Below are 18,595 nucleotides of genomic sequence, written 5' to 3'. Positions count from 1 at the left end.
CTCCCTCAAAGCTCGTAACGCCGCATGATCGGCACCGCGACCGTGTTCAGCAGCCGGGCCAGCGCCACCCAGCCCGTACGACGCCGCCACGGCAGATGCCCGACATACACGGCCCGGTACTCGATCTCCGGCACCCCGCCGCGCAGCCGCTTGAACTCCCCCGCACCAGCACTGTCGTTGACCGCGAGCCCTTCGTCCACCGCGATCTGATAGACCAGCGCGCTCAGCATCCGATACAGGCCGACCTGCTGCGGCAGCGCGGTGTCGTACCCGAAGATCGGCGTGGTCAGCGTCCCGTCACGGTGGAAGTAGCCGAGCACCCCGGAGATCCGCCCGTCCCTTGCCAGCGCCCAGTAAGTGATCGTCCCCGCCCGCATGGTCTCGCGGACGAACCGCTCGGTGAACTGCGGATTGTTCCGCGAGTATTTATCCAGATAAAGCAGGTTATAAAGCTCGACCACCCGAGCCGCGTCATCCTCGCGCGGCCGCACCACCTCATACCCCCGGCGCTCGATCAGCCGCAGATCACGCCGCCACTTCTTGCGCTGCCGGGCCCCCTGCTCCCCCGGCCGCACCAGGTAGATCCGCCGCCCCGGCACCATCACACAGCCGTCGATCCGCCGGTTCACTGAGCAGAACCCGACGGCGTGCCCGGGGAACCGCTCGCGCAGGAACCGGATGGCCGCCTGCTCATGGGCGGGCTCGATCGCCGGATAGAGGTTCGTGGAGAGCAGCCAGTTGTTGACCAGCACCACCCGGTCCAGCTCCGCCCACCGGCACAGCGCCCCCAACGCGGACAGCGCCGCCGCCAGCACCGCGCGCAGCACCCCGCTACGAAGCACGCGCAGCTCCTCACCGGCATAGGTCACATAATGCGTGTACGGCGAGCACACCCACGCGTTCCCCTGCTCATCGTCGTTGACCGACACCGGCAGCACCACGCGCCCGTCCACCAGCAGGACCCCGTAGGTCGTGGCCACATTGCCGACGTACGCCTCGGTCCCGCCCTCGACCAGCGGCACCAGGTAGGCCCGCGCATAGGCGCCGTCCTCGGTCTCGGGCCAGGGCAGCTCGCCGAGGTCGTCCCTCGTGTACAGCTCGGCCTTCACCGACCGTCCCACTCGATGTCGTACGTCGAACACTCGATCAGCGACCGCCGCGTCCACAGCGAGCGGATCCAGTTCTCCCACAGCACCCCGAACTGCGCCACGAACGGCCCCCGATCACCCTTCACCGCGATCACGTCGTCAGTGGACGACACCACGCTCGCCCACCGGCGCAACTCCGGCCAGGACCGCACGCCGGCCAGCCCGAAGCCGAGCATCGCCAGCCCGATCATCGCCCGCGCGCCGGGCGCGGGCCGCAGCGGCTCGTCCGGCAGGTCACCGAGCAACACCCCGGCCAGCTCGTCGCCCAGAAGATGGACCCCACTGGTGGCCCGCGGATTGCACTCCATCGGCACCACACGGTCGCCGGCCATGAAGTCGAAGGCGATCTGCCCGCTGAACCCAGCCCGCTCCACGAACCGCGTCACCCAGGCGTCCACCTCGGCATGCTCCACCGGCTCAAAACTGACACAGGCCCCGGAAGCCGTGAACTCCACCGCGTAGGCGGCATGCGCCACCACCCTGCCCTTGACGGCCACGGAGTACGTGCAGATCTGCTCCCCGCCGAGCAACTCCTGAGCCACCCAGGGCCCCTCGCCCGCCCTTAACGCGATATTTCCCCGCACCACCCGCACCTTCGTACCAAAGCGCGAAAAAACCGGCTTTAGTACGAAGGGCCGTCGGACCCCCACCAGGTCGTCCTGCGACGTCACCAGCACCGTCTCCGGCACCGGCAGCCCGAACCCCTTCGCCAGCTGGACGAACTCCCACTTGCTGTGCAACGCCCGCAGCGTCCCGAGCGGCTCGGCCAGCACCTCGCAGGGCAGCCGCTTCCGCCCCCGGGCGACCCAGAAGATCTCCTCGCAGGTGGGCACGACCAGCCGCACACCCTCCAGCTTGACGATGTCGGCCAGCGCGTCGGCGAACGCCTCGGGGGCACGGTTGGGCGGCGGCACCCGATGGCTCACCGCCACGGCCGCCGACCGCGCGCAGAGCTGCGCCCGCGAACTCTCGGCCACCACGACCCGCACACCCGACCTGGCGAACTTCCTGGCCAGGTCCAACGCCACAGGGGCCCGCCCACCGGTGATCAGCACAGTCACGCTCACCAGCCGCAGAATACGCGTGAGGGGCACGGCGGTGCCGTGCCCCTCACAGTGAAGACCTCAGACGCAGGCGGCCCGCACCACGTCGGCCAGCCGGCCCGCGACCTCGGAGGCGTGCTCCTCGGACGAGGCCTCGACCATCACGCGGATCATCGGCTCGGTGCCGCTGGGCCTGATCAGCACCCTGCCGGTCTCGCCCAGCTCCTTCTCCGCCAGCGCAACGGCCTCGGTGAGCTCGGGCACCGACGCCTTGCCCCGGTCCACGTCCTTGACGTTGATCAGGATCTGCGGCAGCGGCGTCATCACCGCGGCCAGCTCACGCAGCGACTTGCCCGACCTGGCCACGACCGAGAGCAGGTGCAGCGAGGTGAGCAGACCGTCTCCGGTGGTGGCGTGGTCGAGCATGATGACGTGACCCGACTGCTCGCCACCGAGGTTGTAGCCGTCGGCCTTCATGCGTTCGAGCACGTAGCGGTCGCCCACCGCGGTCTCCACCACGTTGATGCCCGTATCGCGCATGGCCAGCTTGAAGCCCAGGTTGGACATCACGGTCGTGACCACGGTGTCCTTGGCCAGCGTGCCCTCGGCATGCATGTCGACCGCGAGGATCGCCATGATCTGGTCACCGTCGAGGATCGCGCCGGTGTGGTCGACCGCCAGGCAGCGGTCGGCGTCGCCGTCGTAGGCGATGCCGAGGTCGGCGCCGCGCGAGACGACCACCTGCTGCAGCTTGGGCAGGTGGGTGGAGCCGTAGCCGGCGTTGATGTTGAGGCCATCGGGCCGCGCGCCGATCGCCTCCACCCTGGCTCCGGACCGCACCAGCGCCTCGGGGGCGACCATGTGGGCCGCGCCGTGAGCGCAGTCGACCACGATGTCGAGCCCGTCGAGCCGGCCGCTGACGCTGGTCAGCACATGGGAGATGTAACGGTCGGCCTCACCGTACGCGTCGCGGACCCGGCCCACGGCGGAGCCGACGGGAAAGGTCCAGTCCTCGCCGAGCCGGCGCTGGATCTCGTCCTCGACCGCGTCGGACAGCTTGTAGCCGCCGCGGGCCAGGAACTTGATGCCGTTGTCCGGCGCCGGGTTGTGCGAGGCCGACAGCATGACGCCGATGTCGGCGCCGAGCGCGGCGGTGAGGTAGGCGACGGCCGGGGTGGGCAGCACGCCGAGGCGCAGCACATCCACTCCGGACGACGCAAGGCCGGCGACCACGGCGGCCTCGAGGAACTCCCCCGAGGCACGCGGGTCCCGGCCTACGACGGCCACAGGACGACGTCCTGTGGCCGTGAACGCGCCCGCATCGCCGAGGACGTGAGCCGCCGCGACCGAAAGGTCCATGGCGAGCTCCGCCGTGAGATCGCGGCCAGCGACCCCACGAACCCCGTCGGTGCCGAAAAGGCGCGCCAATTTAGCGCTTGCTGTACTGCGGAGCCTTACGGGCCTTCTTGAGACCGTACTTCTTCCGCTCCGTGGCGCGGGCGTCACGGGTGAGGAAGCCGGCCTTCTTGAGAGGCGCTCGGTTGACATCGACATCAAGGATCGACAGCGCTCGGGACAGGCCCATGCGGAGCGCGCCGGCCTGGCCGGTCACGCCGCCACCGTCGATGCGCGCGATGACGTCGAACGCCTCCTCGGCGCCGAGCACCACGAAGGGCTCGTTGACGATCTGCTGGTGGACCTTGTTGGGGAAGTAGGTGTCCAGCGAACGACCGTTGATCGTCCACTTGCCGGTGCCAGGGACGATGCGCACGCGGGCGATCGCCTCCTTCCGGCGGCCGGTTCCGTACGAGTTGCCCGTGGTGACGGGCTTACGCACGGGAGCGTCAGCGCTGGCGGTGGACTCGGTGGTGTACTCGGAAGGGAACTCCTCGCCGGAGAAGCCTTCCACCTCGGCCTCGACGGCCGTCTCGACACCGGTGGGCTCAGCCACGGTTCTCCTCTAAATCTTTCGGAAACTACTGGGCGATCTGGGTGATCTCGAACGGCACCGGCTGCTGGGCCTGGTGCGGGTGCTCGGACCCCGCGTAGACCTTCAGCTTCTTGGCCATCTTCCGGCCGAGGGAGTTCTTCGGCAGCATGCCCTTGACGGCCTTCTCGACGGCCTTGTCCGGCCGCTTGTCCATGAGCTCGCCATAACTGACGGAACGCAGACCGCCCGGGTAACCCGAGTGACGGTAAGCCTTCTTCTGCTCACGCTTGTTGCCGGTGAGCGCGATCTTGTCCGCGTTGATGACGACCACGAAGTCACCGGTGTCGACATGGTTGGCGAAGATCGGCTTGTGCTTGCCGCGGAGCAGGATCGCGACGTGGCTGGCCAGCCGGCCCAGCACGACATCGGTCGCGTCGATGACGTACCACTGACGCTGGACGTCGGCGGGCTTCGGTGAGTACGTGCGCACGGTCGTAGCCTTCTTATGCTCGCGTCTTCGGCGCTGTCGGAAGCGACAGCTCTAGGGTCGGTCGGTGCGGGCACACGACGGCCCGGACCTTCCGTCTCCCCGCCCGATGGGCTGATGATGGGAGATGACGCCGGACGCGCCGCGCATTGGTCTCGCTGGACCTATGCACACAACGATTGATTAGGCTACCCGCACTTAAGGGTGCTGGTCAAAAGACCGGTAACCCGAAGGCGAGTCTACCTGACACAGAACGGTTCGATTTCGGTTCCCTGGGATCCCTTCTTTCCCAGGACCAGACATCTCTATCGTTGACTGCGGCATGTGGCACAACTCTCTCACCCGGCAAACCCAGCGGAGCGCACGGCGCCGGAACCATCTGGGGGTGCTCGCGTGCCTCATGGCGGTCCTCTTCACGGGCGTGCTGATCGGGCGGATGACCGACGAGGCGGATCCCGCCGACCACATCTATCTCAACGAGACGGCCCCGCCCGCCGCCGCGGCCAAGGTCAAGGCCACGCCCAAGCCCAAGAAGGCGCAGCCGTACGCCGGGCGCATCGCGAGGGAGACCACCACCGGGATCCCGCGCGGCAGGGCCAGCATCCGGCCCACCAAGCGCCCGGACAAGAACACGGTGCCCGGCTACACCGCGGAGGACCCCACTCGGGTGCTCGGCGAGCAGACCGTCGAGGTGTCGCCGGCGATGGCGGCCAAGGTCGTCAGCCTCACCAACGCCGCCAGGGCCAAGCGCGGCTGCGGCCCGCTCCGGACGGACGCCAGGCTGACCCGCTCGGCCCGCGCGCACTCCATCGAGATGGCGGAGAGCGGCCGCTTCACCCATGACTCCCCCGACGGCTCGTCACCGTGGGACCGGATGGAGCGCGCCGGATACCGGATGGGCGCCGCCGAGAACATCGGCCGCGGCTACACCTCGCCGGAAGAGGCGGTCCGCGGCTGGCTCGACAGCGCCGACCACCGCCAGAACATCCTCAACTGCCGTATCGAGTCCATCGGTGTCGGTGTGGTGGCCGGCCCCGGCGGACCTTGGTGGACCCAGGACTTCGGTTATTCATGACCGCCTTCACGGTAATGTCGCCGCATGGGTTTTCCCGACGAACGTGACACCAGCACGGAGAGCACTCCCCGCCGTTCTCGCAGGGCCCGTGACACGGCCGAACCCGGCGGCACCCGCAACCCCTTCGAGCCGGTCGCGGCCAGTTCCTCCCGCAGAGCCAAGGACAAGGACAAGGCCCCGGCGCCGACGCCGACCGAGCCGGCCGCCGAGCCGGTGCGGCGCAGCACGACCTGGAGCCCCTATGACGAGGGCAAACGCTCGCGTGGACCGCTCTGGTTCACGCTCGGCGGCCTCGCGGTGCTCGGCGTGTTCGTCGGAGGCCTCGTGGTGATGTTCAGGTCGGACGACTCCCAGCAGGCACAGACCGAGGCTGCCCGCCGCACCTCCGCGCCGCTGCCGTCGGCGCCGCCCGGCAAGTACAGCTACGCGTCCGAGCGCAAGACCGACCCCGACCCGCTCACGGTCAAGGAGCTCTTCGCGACCAAGAAGGTCACCGTCGCCGGCCGCTCGTACACGATGACGACCACCAGCAAGATCAAGAAGTGCGCCGACGGGGCTGTCGGCGGCAAGATCCAGAAGGCCCTCAAGTCCGGCAAGTGCACGCAGATCATCCGCGCCACCTTCCGCGACAAGGCCGGCAAGGTGATGGGCACGGTCGGCGTGGCCAACCTCACCTCCACCAAGGCCGCGACCAAGGTGCGGTCGGTCGGCAGCAAGACCGACTACGTCAAGCCGCTGGCCGGCAAGGACTCGCTCACCAAGAACCTGGGCTCCGGCAGCGGCGGCACCCAGATCTGGATGTACGGCCACTACGCCGTCATGATCTGGTTCCAGAACAAGGACGGCAGCAAGCCCGACAAGAAGGGGCAGAAGAAGCTCTTCCAGGCGGTCGACGACATCACCAAGGCCACCGTCTTCAAGGCCCTGGACGCCCGCATCCTGACCGGCCATTCGGGTGCGTAAACGCGCTTAAACCCCTTCATAAGTACTCAAATAGCATCGATGATCCAGTCGGGAACGCCCATACCGGCATAACGATCTCGCGACTCTCGCTAGGCTCCCCTTTATGCGTGGCCAGGAACCTGGGTCTGAGAACGATCGTAGGGAATCCGACGGCTCGGCCGCACCGGCGACGCCCCCGCCGAGCTTCGGCCAGCCCCTTCAATATCCCGAGTCACGGGCGTCCCAAGAGGCGCCCGGGTCTCATCAAGCATCGCCGGCTCCAGCCGAACCCGGCTCGGGCGCTGATTCCGGCTCTGACAGCGGCGGCTATAGCGGTGCCGGTTATGACCGTGCCGATGACGACTCCGAAACCCGTCCGGGCGGGGCGTTCGGCCCCGTTCCCACTGGGGAGAGGCTGCCTGCCTTCCCGGGTACGCCGGATGCCGAGCAGACGGTGACCGGGGCATCGGCCTTCGACGCGTCGGCCGACTGGCAACCGTTCGAACCACAGCCGGCGGACCAGGCATCGGATGAGGCCGAGGACCGGCCCGCCCTGCCGGCCTTCCCTGGTGCGCAGCCGTGGGAGGTGGCCGGCGACGACGGCGCCCAGTACGACTGGTTCGCCGACCCTCAGGGCCCGCCCCGCCCCATGCGTGGCCGCCTGCCCCGCAATCTCGGCGCCCAGCCCGGCACCCCGTCCCCCTCCCCGCGACCGCCCAGCGGCCCCCAGGCCACCGGCTCCGGACCGCCACGGCAGCCCACGGCACCAGGCGCGCAGGCATCCGGCCCCCAACCCGCGTCGCAGTCCGGCGCGGCGCTGCCCGGTGCTCAGCCTCCCGCGCAGCCCGGCGCCCAGCCTTCGTGGCAGGTCGCGGAGCCGGAGCCGGACCCCCAGACACCACCCGGCCAGTCCGGCGTCCCATGGTCGCCGTCGAGCGGCCCGTGGCCCGCGCCCGTCCCGGAGGAGCCCGCCACCTGGGCGGTCGAACCCGTGGTGCCCGGCGCGCCGTCTTGGGAGCCACCGCCGGCCTTCACCGCCGCTGCCGCCGGCATGCAGGTATGGCCCGCGCCGGTCTCCGACCCACCCGCGCCCTGGCCCGCCGCCACAGGCGAGCTCGCCGTGGAGCCGGACGCCGACGACGCGGCAGACCCGAGGTCTCCCTGGAACGTCCCATCGGACAGTTCGGACGAGCCACCGGACGACGCCCCCACCTATCCGGGCGGTCTCATCCCGCCTCTCACCTCCACATCCGGCGACTCCCCGTCCGGCGCCAAGAGCTCCGTATACGGCGGCCCCACCACCAAGGGCCCCACATTCGGCGAGCCCGCACCCGACTACGAAGAGGCCGACCCCTCGGAGGACGCCGAGGACTTCCAGACCGACCCGAACCTGACCGCCCCCCACCCCTTCGACGCGAGGGGCGCCTCCGCCCGGCCCTTCGGCGCCAGGGACGCGGCCCAACCCGGCTTCGACGCGAACACCACCGATCCTGACTTCGACGCGAACACGACCGCGCCCGGGTTCGACGCGACCACCCCGGCCGCCTCCACCCCCACCACTCCCGCGCGCGCCTTCGACCCCAACGCCCGAGCCCATGCCTTCGACACGGGCCCGGCTCCATCGGCATTCGATCCGAACGCCCCCGCCGGACACCCGGTAGAGCCCAGCGATGTCCCGGTCTGGCCCCCGCTCCCCCACGGCGGACCCGAGCAGGAGAGCCGGGTCCCCGACCTCCCCTTCGAGGTATGGGGCCAGAAACCCACTCCCGCTCTGCCCGCCCCGGTGGCACTGTCTCCGGGATCGCAGAGCCTCCCCGCCGCCTACGGGCAAGGACCGTTCAAGCAGTCGCCGTTCCAGGCGACACCGCCCGCCGGCAGCCCGCCCGGCAAGCCGGCAGGCAGGAAGGCGCTCTTCATCACCCTGGGCGTACTGGCTCTGGCAGGCGTCGCCACCGGCGGCTTCTTCGCCTACAAGTCGGTGAGCGCGCCGCCCCCGCCCGCCGCCACGACGGCCGCCAAGGAGCCGTCGGCGACGGCACCCCCGACCATCGTCAGCACCGACGTCGCCACGACCCCGGTCGTCCCGGCCACCTCGATCCTCAACTCCGAAGAGACCGATCCGCGCAAGATGTCGCTCTCCGAGGCGTTCCCGCAGAAGAAGATCGAAGCGGGTGGCGCCGTGTTCTCCAAGGTCAAGACCGACATGACGTCGAGCTGCGAGAAGGCCGCCTCCGGCCCCTTCGCCGACGCGCTGCGCGACCAGAAGTGCAGCCGGATCGTACGGGCGACCTATGTGGACACCAAGCGCCGCTACGCCGTGACGACCGGCATCGCCGTGCTGCCGACCAAAGAGGCGGCCATGAGCGCCGACAAGGCCAAGAACCTCGGCCGCAACGTCTGGTTCCGCGGCCTCCCCGCGGCGGAAGGCACTGGCGGCGAACGCGTGGAGATCGCCGGCGGCTACGCGGCGGGCCTGGTCTGGGGCCGGTACATCGTCTTCAGCTACGCCACGTACGCCGACGGCCACACGCCCGGCACCAAGGAGAAGACACTCGACAAGGTCAGCGGCGCCTTCCGCGACCAGACCTCACAGGTCCTGGAACGCCGCCTCACCAACGACTGACCGATTACGGCTACGGCTCAGTCGGCGGCAGGCCGAAGATCGCCTTGATCGGCGGCAGGCCGGAGATCTGCTAGTCGGTGGCAGGCGGGACATCGCCCAGCGTGCGGACGCGCCGGGTCGCGAGGGCGCGCTCGGCGAGTTCCGCGTCCGGCGGGTAGCTCACCGCTTCCAGGCACAGGCCGTGCGCGGGCGCCACGTGCACCCCGGAGTCCCGCACGGCCCGCGCCAGCACCTGGCCCGGCCACTCCATGGGCCGGCGCCCATCGGCCGCCGACAGGAGCGAGCCGACCAACGAGCGCACCATCGAGTGGCAGAACGCGTCGGCGACCACGGTGGCGACCAATACCCCGTCGCCCTCCCGCACCCAGTCGAGCCGTTGCAGCCGCCGGATCGTGGTGGCCCCTTCGCGCTTCTTGCAGAAGGCGGCGAAGTCATGCTCACCGAGCAGGTCCCCGGCCGCCGCGTTCAACGCGTCGAGGTCCAGCGGGCGGTTATGCCAGACCACCTCGCGGCGCCGCAACGGATCCACCCCACCGGGCGCGTCACTCACCCGGTACGCGTACCGGCGTGACAGCGCGGAGAAACGCGCGTCAAAGCCCTCAGGAGCCACGGAGACCCGATGAACCCGCACATCCGACTCCAGCACCCCAGCCAGCCGCCGCAGCAGCGTAGCGAGCCGCTCATCCACGTCCAGCCCCCCTACGGCGTCCACCGACACCGAGCCAGTCGCCCCGGAGCCAGTCGCCGCGGAGCCAGTCGCCGCGGAGCCAGTCGCCGCGGAGCCGGCTGACGCCGGGTCGGCAGGCGTGGGGCTGGCAGGCGGGAAGGTCGCCGAGGGTTCGCGGACGGCGGATCTCCGGTGGTTGCGGTCGAGGGCGGAGAGCGCCTCCACCGGGAGATCCACGTGCGCCACCTGCCCGCGCGCGTGCACCCCGGCATCCGTACGCCCGGCGACGGTCAGCGCCGGCGGCTCGGTGAGCCGCAGGATCCGGCCGAGCGCCTGCTCGATCTCCCCCTGGACCGTACGCAGCCCCGGCTGCCTGGCCCACCCGGAGAAATCCGTCCCGTCGTAGCCGAGATCAAGGCGGAGCCGTACCACGATCATCCTCCCGCAACCTCCCCAGACCACCTGAAACGCGAATGGGCCCGAACCCCCACAAGAGGGGTCCGAGCCCGATTCAACCGACCTGACGGATCAGGCCTCGTCCTTCTTCGCCTCGCCAGCCTCGGCGGCCTCCGCGGCGGGGGCCTCAGGGGCCTCGTCCGACGCGACGGCCTCGGCAGCAGGCGCCTCAGCGGCGGGGGCGGCGGCAGCGGCCGGGGCCTCCGAGCGCGAGACGCGCACCGGGTTCAGCGGCTCGGTCACCAGCTCGATCACCGCCATAGGAGCGTTGTCACCCTTACGGGCGCCCACCTTGGTGATCCGGGTGTAACCGCCCGGACGCTCCGCGAACGTCACCGCGAGCTCCGTGAAGAGGTGGTGGACGACGCCCTTGTCCTTGACGACCGTGAGCACCTGGCGACGGTTGTGGATGTCGCCCTTCTTCGCCTTGGTGATCAGGCGCTCCGCCAGCGGACGGACGCGCTTGGCCTTGGTGACCGTGGTCCGGATCTTGCCGTGGCGGAACAGGTCCGTGGCGAGGTTAGCCAGGATCAGCCGCTCGTGCGCCGGGCTGCCACCAAGACGTGCACCCTTGGGAGGCTTGGGCATTGCGTTCTCCTTGTGAGTTAACCCGCCCCGGCCGTACCAGGTACCGAAGTCGGGCCGGGTCGCAGTCGCTCTCTGTGCGACCCGTTATCGTCGCCCGCGCCGGGCGGCTGAGCCGTCCGGCGCGGGGGTTCGCGAGGATGAGCCCTCGCGATGGCTTAGTACTGCTCGGTCTCGACGTACGCGCTGTCGTCGTCGTCGTAACCGGCGCCGGCCACCGCGCTCGGGTCGAACCCGGGCGGGGAGTCCTTGAGCGCCAGCGTCATCTCGTGCAGCTTCTGCTTGACCTCTTCGATCGACTTGGCGCCGAAATTCCTTATATCGAGAAGGTCCTGCTCGCTGCGGGCGACGAGCTCACCCACGGTGTGGATGCCCTCGCGCTTGAGGCAGTTGTACGAGCGAACGGTGAGGTTCAGCTCCTCGATCGGCAGCGCCAGGTCGGCGGCCAGGGCGGCGTCGGTCGGCGACGGGCCGATGTCGATGCCCTCGGCCTCGACGTTGAGCTCGCGGGCCAGGCCGAAGAGCTCGACGAGAGTCTTACCGGCGGAGGCCACCGCGTCGCGGGGCTTCATGGCCGGCTTGGTCTCGACGTCCAGGATCAGGCGGTCGAAGTCGGTACGCTGCTCGACTCGGGTCGCCTCGACCTTGTAGGTGACCTTGAGCACCGGGGAGTAGATCGAGTCGATCGGAATACGACCGATCTCCTGGCCCGGCTGCTTGTTCTGGGCGGCGGAGACGTAGCCGCGACCGCGCTCGACGGTCAGCTCCATCTCCAGCTTCGCCTTGCCGTTGAGCGTGGCGATGCGCAGCTCGGGGTTGTGCACCTCGACACCGGCCGGAGGCGCGATGTCGGCGGCGGTGACCTCACCCGGGCCCTGCTTGCGCAGGTACATCACGACCGGCTCGTCGTGCTCGGACGAGACGACCAGTTCCTTGAGGTTGAGGATGATGTCGGTGACGTCTTCCTTGACCCCGGGAACGGTCGAGAACTCGTGCAGCACGCCCTCGATCCGGATGCTCGTCACGGCCGCGCCCGGAATGGACGACAGCAGCGTGCGGCGGACCGAGTTGCCGATGGTGTAGCCGAAACCCGGCTCCAGCGGCTCGATGACGAATCGGGATCGGGTGTCGTCGATCGACTCTTCGAGAAGAGTCGGGCGCTGAGCGATCAGCATGCGGGTTCTCCCCTTTTCGTGTGGCGCCCGCTATATGACGCCACTCCGATACAAGCTTAGTTGAGGTACGGCGAGCCGTACCTCAACCACTACTTACTTCGAGTAGTACTCGACGATCAGCTGTTCCTGAACCTGGGTGTCGATCTGCTGGCGGACCGGCAGCTGGTGGATCAGGACGCGGATCTTGTCCGGCACGACGCCGAGCCACGGCGGGACCGAGCGGTCGCCGGCGGTGGCGCGAGCCACCTCGTAAGGCAGCAGGTTGCGCTTGGTCTCGCGGACCTCGATGATGTCGTGCTCGCGCACGCGGTACGAGGGGATGTCGACCTTCTTGCCGTTGACCAGGAAGTGCCCGTGACGGACCTGCTGGCGAGCGGCGTCGCGCGACTGGGCGAACCCGGCGCGGTAGACCACGTTGTCGAGACGGCTCTCCAGGATCTGGAGCAGCGCCTCACCGGTCTTACCGGCCTTGCGGGAGGCTTCCTCGTAGTAGTTGTGGAACTGCTTCTCGAGGACGCCGTAAATGCGGCGGGTCTTCTGCTTCTCACGAAGCTGAAGCTGGTACTCGGACTCCTTGGGACGTCCGCGGCCGTGCTCACCCGGCGGGTAAGGACGGATCTCGATGGGGCACTTCGCGGACTCGCACTTGCTGCCCTTGAGGAAGAGCTTGGTCTTCTCCCGGCGGCAGAGCTTGCAGTCCGCACCCGTGTAACGAGCCATTTCTCAGTTTCTCCTGGGTGTCAGACGCGGCGGCGCTTCGGCGGACGGCAGCCGTTGTGCGGAACCGGGGTGACGTCCTGGATCGAGCCCACTTCGAGCCCGGTGGCCTGAAGGGAACGGATCGCGGTCTCACGGCCGGAGCCGGGACCCTTGACGAAGACGTCGACCTTACGCATGCCGTGCTCCATGGCGCGGCGGGCGGCGTTCTCGGCGGCCATCTGAGCGGCGAACGGGGTGGACTTCCGGGAGCCCTTGAAACCCACGTGGCCGGCGCTGGCCCAGGAGATCACGTTCCCACTGGGGTCGGTGATCGAAACGATCGTGTTGTTGAACGTGCTCTTGATGTGGGCGTGCCCATGAGCGACGTTCTTCTTTTCCTTGCGGCGCACCTTCTTGGGCGCACCCTGACGGCTCTTAGGAGGCATCCTTTGCCTTCACTCCTGAGGTGTTCGGTCCCGCGGCTGCGTGGACTACTTCTTACCGGGCTTCTTCTTGCCGGCCACGGTCTTCTTCTTGCCCTTGCGGGTGCGCGCGTTGGTCTGGGTGCGCTGACCGTGGACAGGCAGGCCCTTGCGGTGCCGGATGCCCTGGTAGCAACCAATCTCGATCTTGCGACGAATGTCGGCCTGAACCTCGCGGCGCAGGTCACCTTCGATCTTGAAGTTCGCCTCGATGTAGTCACGCATCGGGACGAGCTCGGCGTCGGTGAGCTGGTGGACGCGGGTGTCACCGCTGACACCGGTGGCCTCGAGGACCTCCAGCGCGCGGGTGCGGCCAATTCCGTAAATGTAGGTGAGAGCGATCTCCAGCCGCTTTTCGCGGGGGAGGTCGACGCCAACCAGGCGAGCCATGGTCGGGCATTCTCCTTCGTTGTGGCGGAGGTCTTGCGCCTCACGTCCCCTCCCCATGCCCGGGGTGAGGGCCCCGGCCTCCGACCGGGGGTCTCCTGGGTGGTACGGCCTGGAAAACAGGCCGCCTGCTCAGGTGTGACGCGCGATTACTGTCTCAGGCTTCTCATGCGTCGAGCCCGCTCCCTTACTGGGGCGGACTCGGAGAAGCCTTGCGGCGACTAACCCTGACGCTGCTTGTGGCGCAGGTTGTCGCAGATCACCATGACGCGACCGTGCCGGCGGATCACCTTGCACTTGTCGCAGATCTTCTTGACGCTCGGCTTTACCTTCATTGTCCTTCGTGTTCCTCAGACGTCTTACTTGTATCGGTAGACGATCCGCCCACGACTCAGGTCGTAGGGGCTCAGTTCCACGACTACCCGGTCGTCGGGCAGGATCCGGATGTAGTGCATCCGCATCCGTCCGCTGATGTGGGCCAGGACCTTATGGCCGTTGTCAAGCTGCACCCTGAACATGGCGTTCGGGAGCGACTCGACCACAGTGCCCTCGATCTCGATGGCGCCGTCTTTTTTGGCCAAAATTCCTCGCGTTTCACTGATCGATCGTCTGAGGCTCCGGTTCACTAAGCAGCCGCGACCTCACGCTTCGAAGAGAGCGGCGACCGGCAACGGGCGCCGACGCGTGATAGTCATAGTGAGCCGAGTAAGGAGTGTACGACACCTGAGACTAAAACGCGAAACGCGTGCCAGGTGTCCTGACACAACCACGAGTGAGTTTACCCCATCCGCAGACCCGTCCAGGCCGTATGTACGGCGAAAGGCCCGCCGGCGAACCGGCGGGCCCGTGAGAGTCAGCACACTCCCTGGTGGGCTTAGAACACGTCGTGCCAGCTGCCGCAGCCGCTGTTCCGCGTGTTGCCCTCACACACCTGGATCTTGAAGTCCCGCTTGAAGCGGATGCTGTCGAAGTGGCGACGGTCGTCGGACCGGTACCAGTTCTTGTGGAAGTTGCCGTGGCGGTCGTAGTACTTGAACCACACGTAGCTGTAGTCGCCGTCGTTGTGGTGACGGTCCCACAGATCGCCGTAGAAGTAGTAGTTGCCGCCGCGCTTCTGCCAGTAGCCCCTGAAGTACGACTCGTGGCTGCCGTTCTCGGAGCCGTTGGAGAAGTAGGGACCGAAGAAGTGCTTCGGAGCGGCCTGGGCGCTCTGCGCCTGAGTGGCGGTAGCGGCGTCGGCCTGGGCGGCGGGAGCGATGGCCAGCGCTCCGGCGACCATCGATCCTGCGAGAGCGGTGCCGGCGAGCAGGTTACGGATACGCACTGTGTCCTCCTGTAAGACGGTTCCCCGTACCGGACTGGGACTGCTCGGGTCAGTCCCTTTTTGTCCGGCACCGCTTACGTTATGGAGGTCATGTCAGGCCTTCTGCGCACGAATACACACAGTGCACTACTACACACTCATCGCCGCTTTTGCCCGCCTCCGGAGATGGTGCTCAGCAGCAGAATCACACCCCAGGGGCCCATCACCCACAGTGGCCAGGGATAGATCATGTGCCCGGAGGTGACGCTCACGATGAACCAGATCACCCAGTTGATCGAGCTCGCCGCGGCCCACGCTCCCCAGGCCGCCCGCATCCCCGAATGCATGCCGCTCTTGGGCGCCGGAGCGGTGCCGGGCAGCTTGGCGGGCGGGTTGCGCAGGTCCACGTCCGGCAGGTCGGCGGTCAGCCGGGCCAGCTCACCGTACGTCTTGCTCTGGTAGAGCTGTTCGAGGCGCTCGTTGAACTCGTCCATCGTGATACGGCCCTGCGCGGTGTGCTCCCGGAGCACGGCGGCCACCCGGTCGCGGTCGACGTCCGAGGCACGCATCTCGGGGCTCTGCGCCATACCCACCACTCCCGGCTCGTTCTACGGCTGCGCCAAGCGCTCTTTGCCCCCATCAAGGGCGGTAAGCACCCAAGGACCATTATGTGTCACCGCGACGCTGTGTTCGAAGTGTGCGGACTGCTTGCCGTCGATCGTCACGACGGTCCAATCGTCGGCCAGTACGCGGGTGCGCTCCGTGCCTAGGTTGACCATGGGCTCGATCGCCAGGCACATTCCGGCCTCCAGCACCGGCCCCTTTCCGGGGCGCCCGTGGTTGGCGATCCACGGGTCCATGTGCATCTCGGTGCCGATGCCGTGCCCGCCGTACTCCGGAGGGATGCCGAAGCGGCCCTGCGACTTGACGTAGCGCTCCACCTCGTACCCGATGTCCGACAGGTGGCGGCCGACGGTCAACGCGGCGATGCCGCGCCACATCGCCTCCTCGGTGATCCGCATCAGCTCGGTGAGCTTCGCGTCCACCTCCCCCACCGGCACCGTGACCGCGGAGTCGCCGTGCCAGCCGTCGAGGATCGCGCCGCAGTCGATGGAGATGACGTCGCCGTCGCGCAGCGGGCGGGCGTCCGTCGGGATGCCGTGCACCACTTCCTCGTTGACCGAGGCGCAGATCGTGGCGGGGAACCCCTGATAACCCTTGAACGACGGGATCGCGCCCTCATCCCTGATCGCCTTCTCGGCGATGGCGTCGAGGTCCAGGGGCGTCATCCCCGGCTCGACCGAACGCTTCAGCAGGTCGAGCGTGCGTCCGACCACCAGACCGGCCGCCCGCATCTTGTCGAGCTGCTCGGCCGTCTTGATCTGAATTCCATGCTTGTTCTTCTTGAACACGTCTGGCACCTCCCGGGGTCTCAACGGGCAGTTGTGGGAGACCAATTCCCCCACAATAGCCGCGAGGTGGCACGGAAATCCGTGCCACCTCCGCACTCGGCCATCGGGCCTACCCCATGAAAGGGCTGATGGCCTCCATGGCCCGCTGGGTTACCTCCTCGACCGGACCGGTCGCGTCGACACCCACGAGGATGCCCTCGTCCGCGTAATAGGACACCAGCGGCGCCGTCTGCTCCTGGTAGACCTCCAGGCGATGCCTGACGGTCTCTTCCTTGTCGTCGTCACGCTGGAACAGCGTGCCGCCGCAGGCGTCACACCTGTCGTCTTTCTTGTCGTCGAACTCGACGTGCCAGATGCGACCGCACTGGCTGCAGGTGCGACGGCCGGCCAGCCGCCTGACCACCTCGTCGTCGTCCACCACGAGCTCCAGGACCAGGTCGAGAGCCTGGCCCCACTCCTTCAGCATGTCGCGCAGGATCTCGGCCTGAGCGACGTTCCTGGGGAAGCCGTCGAGCAGGAAGCCGTCCTGCGCGTCGTCCTCGGCGAGGCGGTCACGGACCATGGCGATGGTGACCTTGTCAGGCACCAGGTCGCCACGGTCCATGTAAGCCTTGGCGAGCTTGCCGAGCTCCGTGCCCCCGGAGACGTTGGCACGGAAGATGTCACCTGTCGAGATCTTCGGGATTGACAGGTTCGACGCGATGTACTGGGCCTGTGTCCCCTTACCCGCTCCGGGGGGCCCGACTAGAACGAGACGCACTACCGCAGGAAGCCTTCGTAATTACGCTGCTGCAACTGGCTCTCGATCTGCTTCACGGTGTCCAGGCCGACGCCAACCATGATGAGAATGCTCGTCCCTCCGAACGGGAAGTTCTGGCTCGCCCCGGCCACCGCGAGCGCGACGATCGGGATCATGGCGATCAGACCCAGATAGAGAGCGCCAGGGGCGGTCAGACGGGTGAGCACAAAACTCAGGTAGCCAGCCGTCGGCCGGCCCGGACGGATGCCCGGAATGAACCCACCGTACTTCTTCATGTTGTCAGCTACTTCAGTGGGGTTGAACGTGATGGACACGTAGAAGTAGGTGAAGAACACGATCAGGACGAAGAACGTGATCATGTAGACGGGCGTGTCACCCTTGGTAAGGTTCTGAGAGATCCACTCCACGACCGCGTTCGGCGACTCCGCGTTGGCGAAGAGCGAGGTCAGGAGCTGCGGCAGGTAGAGCAGCGAGGACGCGAAGATGACCGGGATGATGCCGGCCTGGTTGACCTTCAGCGGGATGTAGGTGGACGTGCCGCCGTACATCCTGCGCCCGACCATCCGCTTGGCGTACTGGACGGGAATGCGGCGCTGCGCCTGCTCGACGAAGACCACGGCGGCGATCATGAAGACACCGACCACCATGACGACCGCGAAGGTGAACTTGTTGGCCTGGAAGATGCTGGCCAGCTCGGACGGGAAGACCGCGACGACCTGCGTGAAGATCAGGATCGACATGCCGTTGCCCACACCACGGTCGGTGATGAGCTCGCCCAGCCACATGATTACCGAGGTGCCGGCCGTCATGATGACGACCATGGTGACGATCATGAAGATGTTGTCGGGGTCCAGCAGGACGTCCTTGTCGCAACCCTGGAAGAGCTGACCGGAGCGCGCCAGCGCGATGAACGCGGTCGACTGCAGAATGCCCAGACCGATCGTCAGGTAACGCGTATATTGGGTGATCTTCGTCTGACCGGCCTGTCCCTCCTTCTTGAGGGCTTCGAGGCGTGGGATCACAACGACGAGAAGTTGAAGGATGATGCTCGCGGTGATGTAAGGCATGATGCCCAGCGCGAACACCGACAGCTTCAGGAGCGCGCCGCCGCTGAACAGCTGCACCATCCCGTAGATATTGCCGTTTTCACCATTGCGGACCTGATCAAAACAGGACGCAAGGTTCTGGACGTGAACGCCCGGAGTCGGAAGAACCGAGCCGAGACGGAACAGCGCGATGATGCCCAGAGTGAAGAGCAACTTCTTGCGCAGGTCCGGCGTCCGGAACGCCCGGGTAAACGCGGTCAGCACGGTCCCTCCTGCGCGCCTATAAGGCGGTGTGAGTATGCGATGGTGCGGGGATCTGCCATCAGAAGTCTCTGGTAAAACGAGCCGGACAGAAGCCTGCCGTCTCGCGAACTC

Annotated in this window: 21 protein-coding genes; 3 read left to right on the top strand and 18 right to left on the bottom strand. The window is 67.6% G+C overall.

Annotated features, from left to right (window positions below):
* Nucleotides 1-5 precede the first annotated feature (5 nt).
* Genes ACGFNP_RS16665 through rplM form a run of 5 tightly spaced genes read right to left on the bottom strand, consistent with a single transcriptional unit; the run spans nucleotide 6 to nucleotide 4,611 of the window.
* Entirely contained in the window at nucleotides 6-1,109 is a 1,104-nt protein-coding gene (locus ACGFNP_RS16665; RefSeq protein WP_393319254.1) for a GNAT family N-acetyltransferase, read from the bottom strand.
* Entirely contained in the window at nucleotides 1,106-2,215 is a 1,110-nt protein-coding gene (locus ACGFNP_RS16660; protein WP_393319251.1) for an ATP-grasp domain-containing protein, read from the bottom strand. Before ACGFNP_RS16660 ends, ACGFNP_RS16665 begins: the two co-directional genes overlap by 4 nt.
* 57 nt (nucleotides 2,216-2,272) lie before the next feature.
* Entirely contained in the window at nucleotides 2,273-3,619 is a 1,347-nt protein-coding gene (gene glmM / locus ACGFNP_RS16655; RefSeq protein ID WP_358330590.1) for a phosphoglucosamine mutase, read from the bottom strand.
* A 1-nt stretch (nucleotide 3,620) separates the two neighbouring features.
* Complete coding sequence (gene rpsI / locus ACGFNP_RS16650; protein ID WP_358330593.1) at nucleotides 3,621-4,142, bottom strand: 30S ribosomal protein S9; 522 nt, start codon at nucleotides 4,140-4,142, stop codon at nucleotides 3,621-3,623.
* Nucleotides 4,143-4,167: 25 nt separating this feature from the next.
* The gene (gene rplM / locus ACGFNP_RS16645; RefSeq protein ID WP_219531477.1) at nucleotides 4,168-4,611 is read right to left on the bottom strand and encodes a 50S ribosomal protein L13; all 444 of its coding nucleotides are present in this window, start codon (nucleotides 4,609-4,611) and stop codon (nucleotides 4,168-4,170) included.
* Nucleotides 4,612-5,008: 397 nt separating this feature from the next.
* Here rplM and ACGFNP_RS16640 point away from each other — a divergent pair, with 397 nt between their 5' ends.
* From ACGFNP_RS16640 to ACGFNP_RS16630, 3 genes are all read left to right on the top strand, one after another.
* Nucleotides 5,009-5,683 (top strand): CAP domain-containing protein, encoded by a 675-nt coding sequence (locus tag ACGFNP_RS16640; RefSeq protein ID WP_358330596.1) that lies wholly within the window; start codon nucleotides 5,009-5,011, stop codon nucleotides 5,681-5,683.
* A 24-nt stretch (nucleotides 5,684-5,707) separates the two neighbouring features.
* The gene (locus ACGFNP_RS16635) at nucleotides 5,708-6,646 is read left to right on the top strand and encodes a hypothetical protein (protein WP_393319246.1); all 939 of its coding nucleotides are present in this window, start codon (nucleotides 5,708-5,710) and stop codon (nucleotides 6,644-6,646) included.
* Between the two features lie 433 nt (nucleotides 6,647-7,079).
* Nucleotides 7,080-9,248, top strand: coding sequence for a hypothetical protein (locus ACGFNP_RS16630; RefSeq protein ID WP_393319243.1), 2,169 nt, complete (start codon nucleotides 7,080-7,082; stop codon nucleotides 9,246-9,248).
* A gap of 70 nt (nucleotides 9,249-9,318) precedes the next feature.
* Here the strand turns inward: ACGFNP_RS16630 and ACGFNP_RS16625 are convergent, their stop codons facing one another.
* The 13 genes from ACGFNP_RS16625 to secY form a co-directional block, all read right to left on the bottom strand.
* Nucleotides 9,319-10,353: a tRNA pseudouridine synthase A gene (locus ACGFNP_RS16625; protein ID WP_393319240.1), complete on the bottom strand. Its 1,035-nt coding sequence runs from the start codon at nucleotides 10,351-10,353 to the stop codon at nucleotides 9,319-9,321.
* 90 nt (nucleotides 10,354-10,443) lie between these two features.
* A complete protein-coding gene (gene rplQ / locus ACGFNP_RS16620; RefSeq protein ID WP_393319237.1) occupies nucleotides 10,444-10,959 on the bottom strand; it encodes a 50S ribosomal protein L17 in 516 nt (171 codons plus the stop codon).
* A 155-nt stretch (nucleotides 10,960-11,114) separates the two neighbouring features.
* Complete coding sequence (locus tag ACGFNP_RS16615) at nucleotides 11,115-12,131, bottom strand: DNA-directed RNA polymerase subunit alpha (RefSeq protein ID WP_214633194.1); 1,017 nt, start codon at nucleotides 12,129-12,131, stop codon at nucleotides 11,115-11,117.
* Between the two features lie 93 nt (nucleotides 12,132-12,224).
* Nucleotides 12,225-12,851: a 30S ribosomal protein S4 gene (gene rpsD, locus ACGFNP_RS16610; protein WP_358330608.1), complete on the bottom strand. Its 627-nt coding sequence runs from the start codon at nucleotides 12,849-12,851 to the stop codon at nucleotides 12,225-12,227.
* Between the two features lie 20 nt (nucleotides 12,852-12,871).
* On the bottom strand, nucleotides 12,872-13,276 hold the full coding sequence (rpsK, locus tag ACGFNP_RS16605) for a 30S ribosomal protein S11 (protein WP_012887860.1): 405 nt from the start codon (nucleotides 13,274-13,276) through the stop codon (nucleotides 12,872-12,874).
* 45 nt (nucleotides 13,277-13,321) lie between these two features.
* Nucleotides 13,322-13,702 carry a 30S ribosomal protein S13 gene (gene rpsM / locus ACGFNP_RS16600; RefSeq protein ID WP_214633192.1) on the bottom strand — a complete coding sequence of 127 codons (381 nt, stop codon included), beginning with the start codon at nucleotides 13,700-13,702 and terminating at the stop codon, nucleotides 13,322-13,324.
* A gap of 218 nt (nucleotides 13,703-13,920) precedes the next feature.
* Nucleotides 13,921-14,034, bottom strand: coding sequence for a 50S ribosomal protein L36 (rpmJ, locus tag ACGFNP_RS16595; RefSeq protein ID WP_003956441.1), 114 nt, complete (start codon nucleotides 14,032-14,034; stop codon nucleotides 13,921-13,923).
* Nucleotides 14,035-14,058: 24 nt separating this feature from the next.
* The gene (infA, locus tag ACGFNP_RS16590) at nucleotides 14,059-14,280 is read right to left on the bottom strand and encodes a translation initiation factor IF-1 (RefSeq protein WP_012887858.1); all 222 of its coding nucleotides are present in this window, start codon (nucleotides 14,278-14,280) and stop codon (nucleotides 14,059-14,061) included.
* A gap of 293 nt (nucleotides 14,281-14,573) precedes the next feature.
* Complete coding sequence (locus ACGFNP_RS16585) at nucleotides 14,574-15,023, bottom strand: hypothetical protein (protein ID WP_358330612.1); 450 nt, start codon at nucleotides 15,021-15,023, stop codon at nucleotides 14,574-14,576.
* 137 nt (nucleotides 15,024-15,160) lie between these two features.
* Nucleotides 15,161-15,589 carry a DUF1707 domain-containing protein gene (locus tag ACGFNP_RS16580; protein WP_358330615.1) on the bottom strand — a complete coding sequence of 143 codons (429 nt, stop codon included), beginning with the start codon at nucleotides 15,587-15,589 and terminating at the stop codon, nucleotides 15,161-15,163.
* Between the two features lie 21 nt (nucleotides 15,590-15,610).
* On the bottom strand, nucleotides 15,611-16,414 hold the full coding sequence (gene map / locus ACGFNP_RS16575) for a type I methionyl aminopeptidase (RefSeq protein WP_358330618.1): 804 nt from the start codon (nucleotides 16,412-16,414) through the stop codon (nucleotides 15,611-15,613).
* A gap of 109 nt (nucleotides 16,415-16,523) precedes the next feature.
* Nucleotides 16,524-17,174 (bottom strand): adenylate kinase, encoded by a 651-nt coding sequence (locus ACGFNP_RS16570; protein WP_214633188.1) that lies wholly within the window; start codon nucleotides 17,172-17,174, stop codon nucleotides 16,524-16,526.
* Nucleotides 17,174-18,484, bottom strand: a complete 1,311-nt coding sequence (gene secY / locus ACGFNP_RS16565; RefSeq protein WP_358330621.1) for a preprotein translocase subunit SecY — start codon at nucleotides 18,482-18,484, stop codon at nucleotides 17,174-17,176. Before secY ends, ACGFNP_RS16570 begins: the two co-directional genes overlap by 1 nt.
* Nucleotides 18,485-18,595: the final 111 nt, after the last annotated feature.

This window comes from Nonomuraea sp. NPDC049269 (assembly GCF_043197155.1).
Classification (GTDB): Bacteria; Actinomycetota; Actinomycetes; order Streptosporangiales; family Streptosporangiaceae; genus Nonomuraea.
This window is presented reverse-complemented; position numbering and strand designations above follow the sequence as displayed.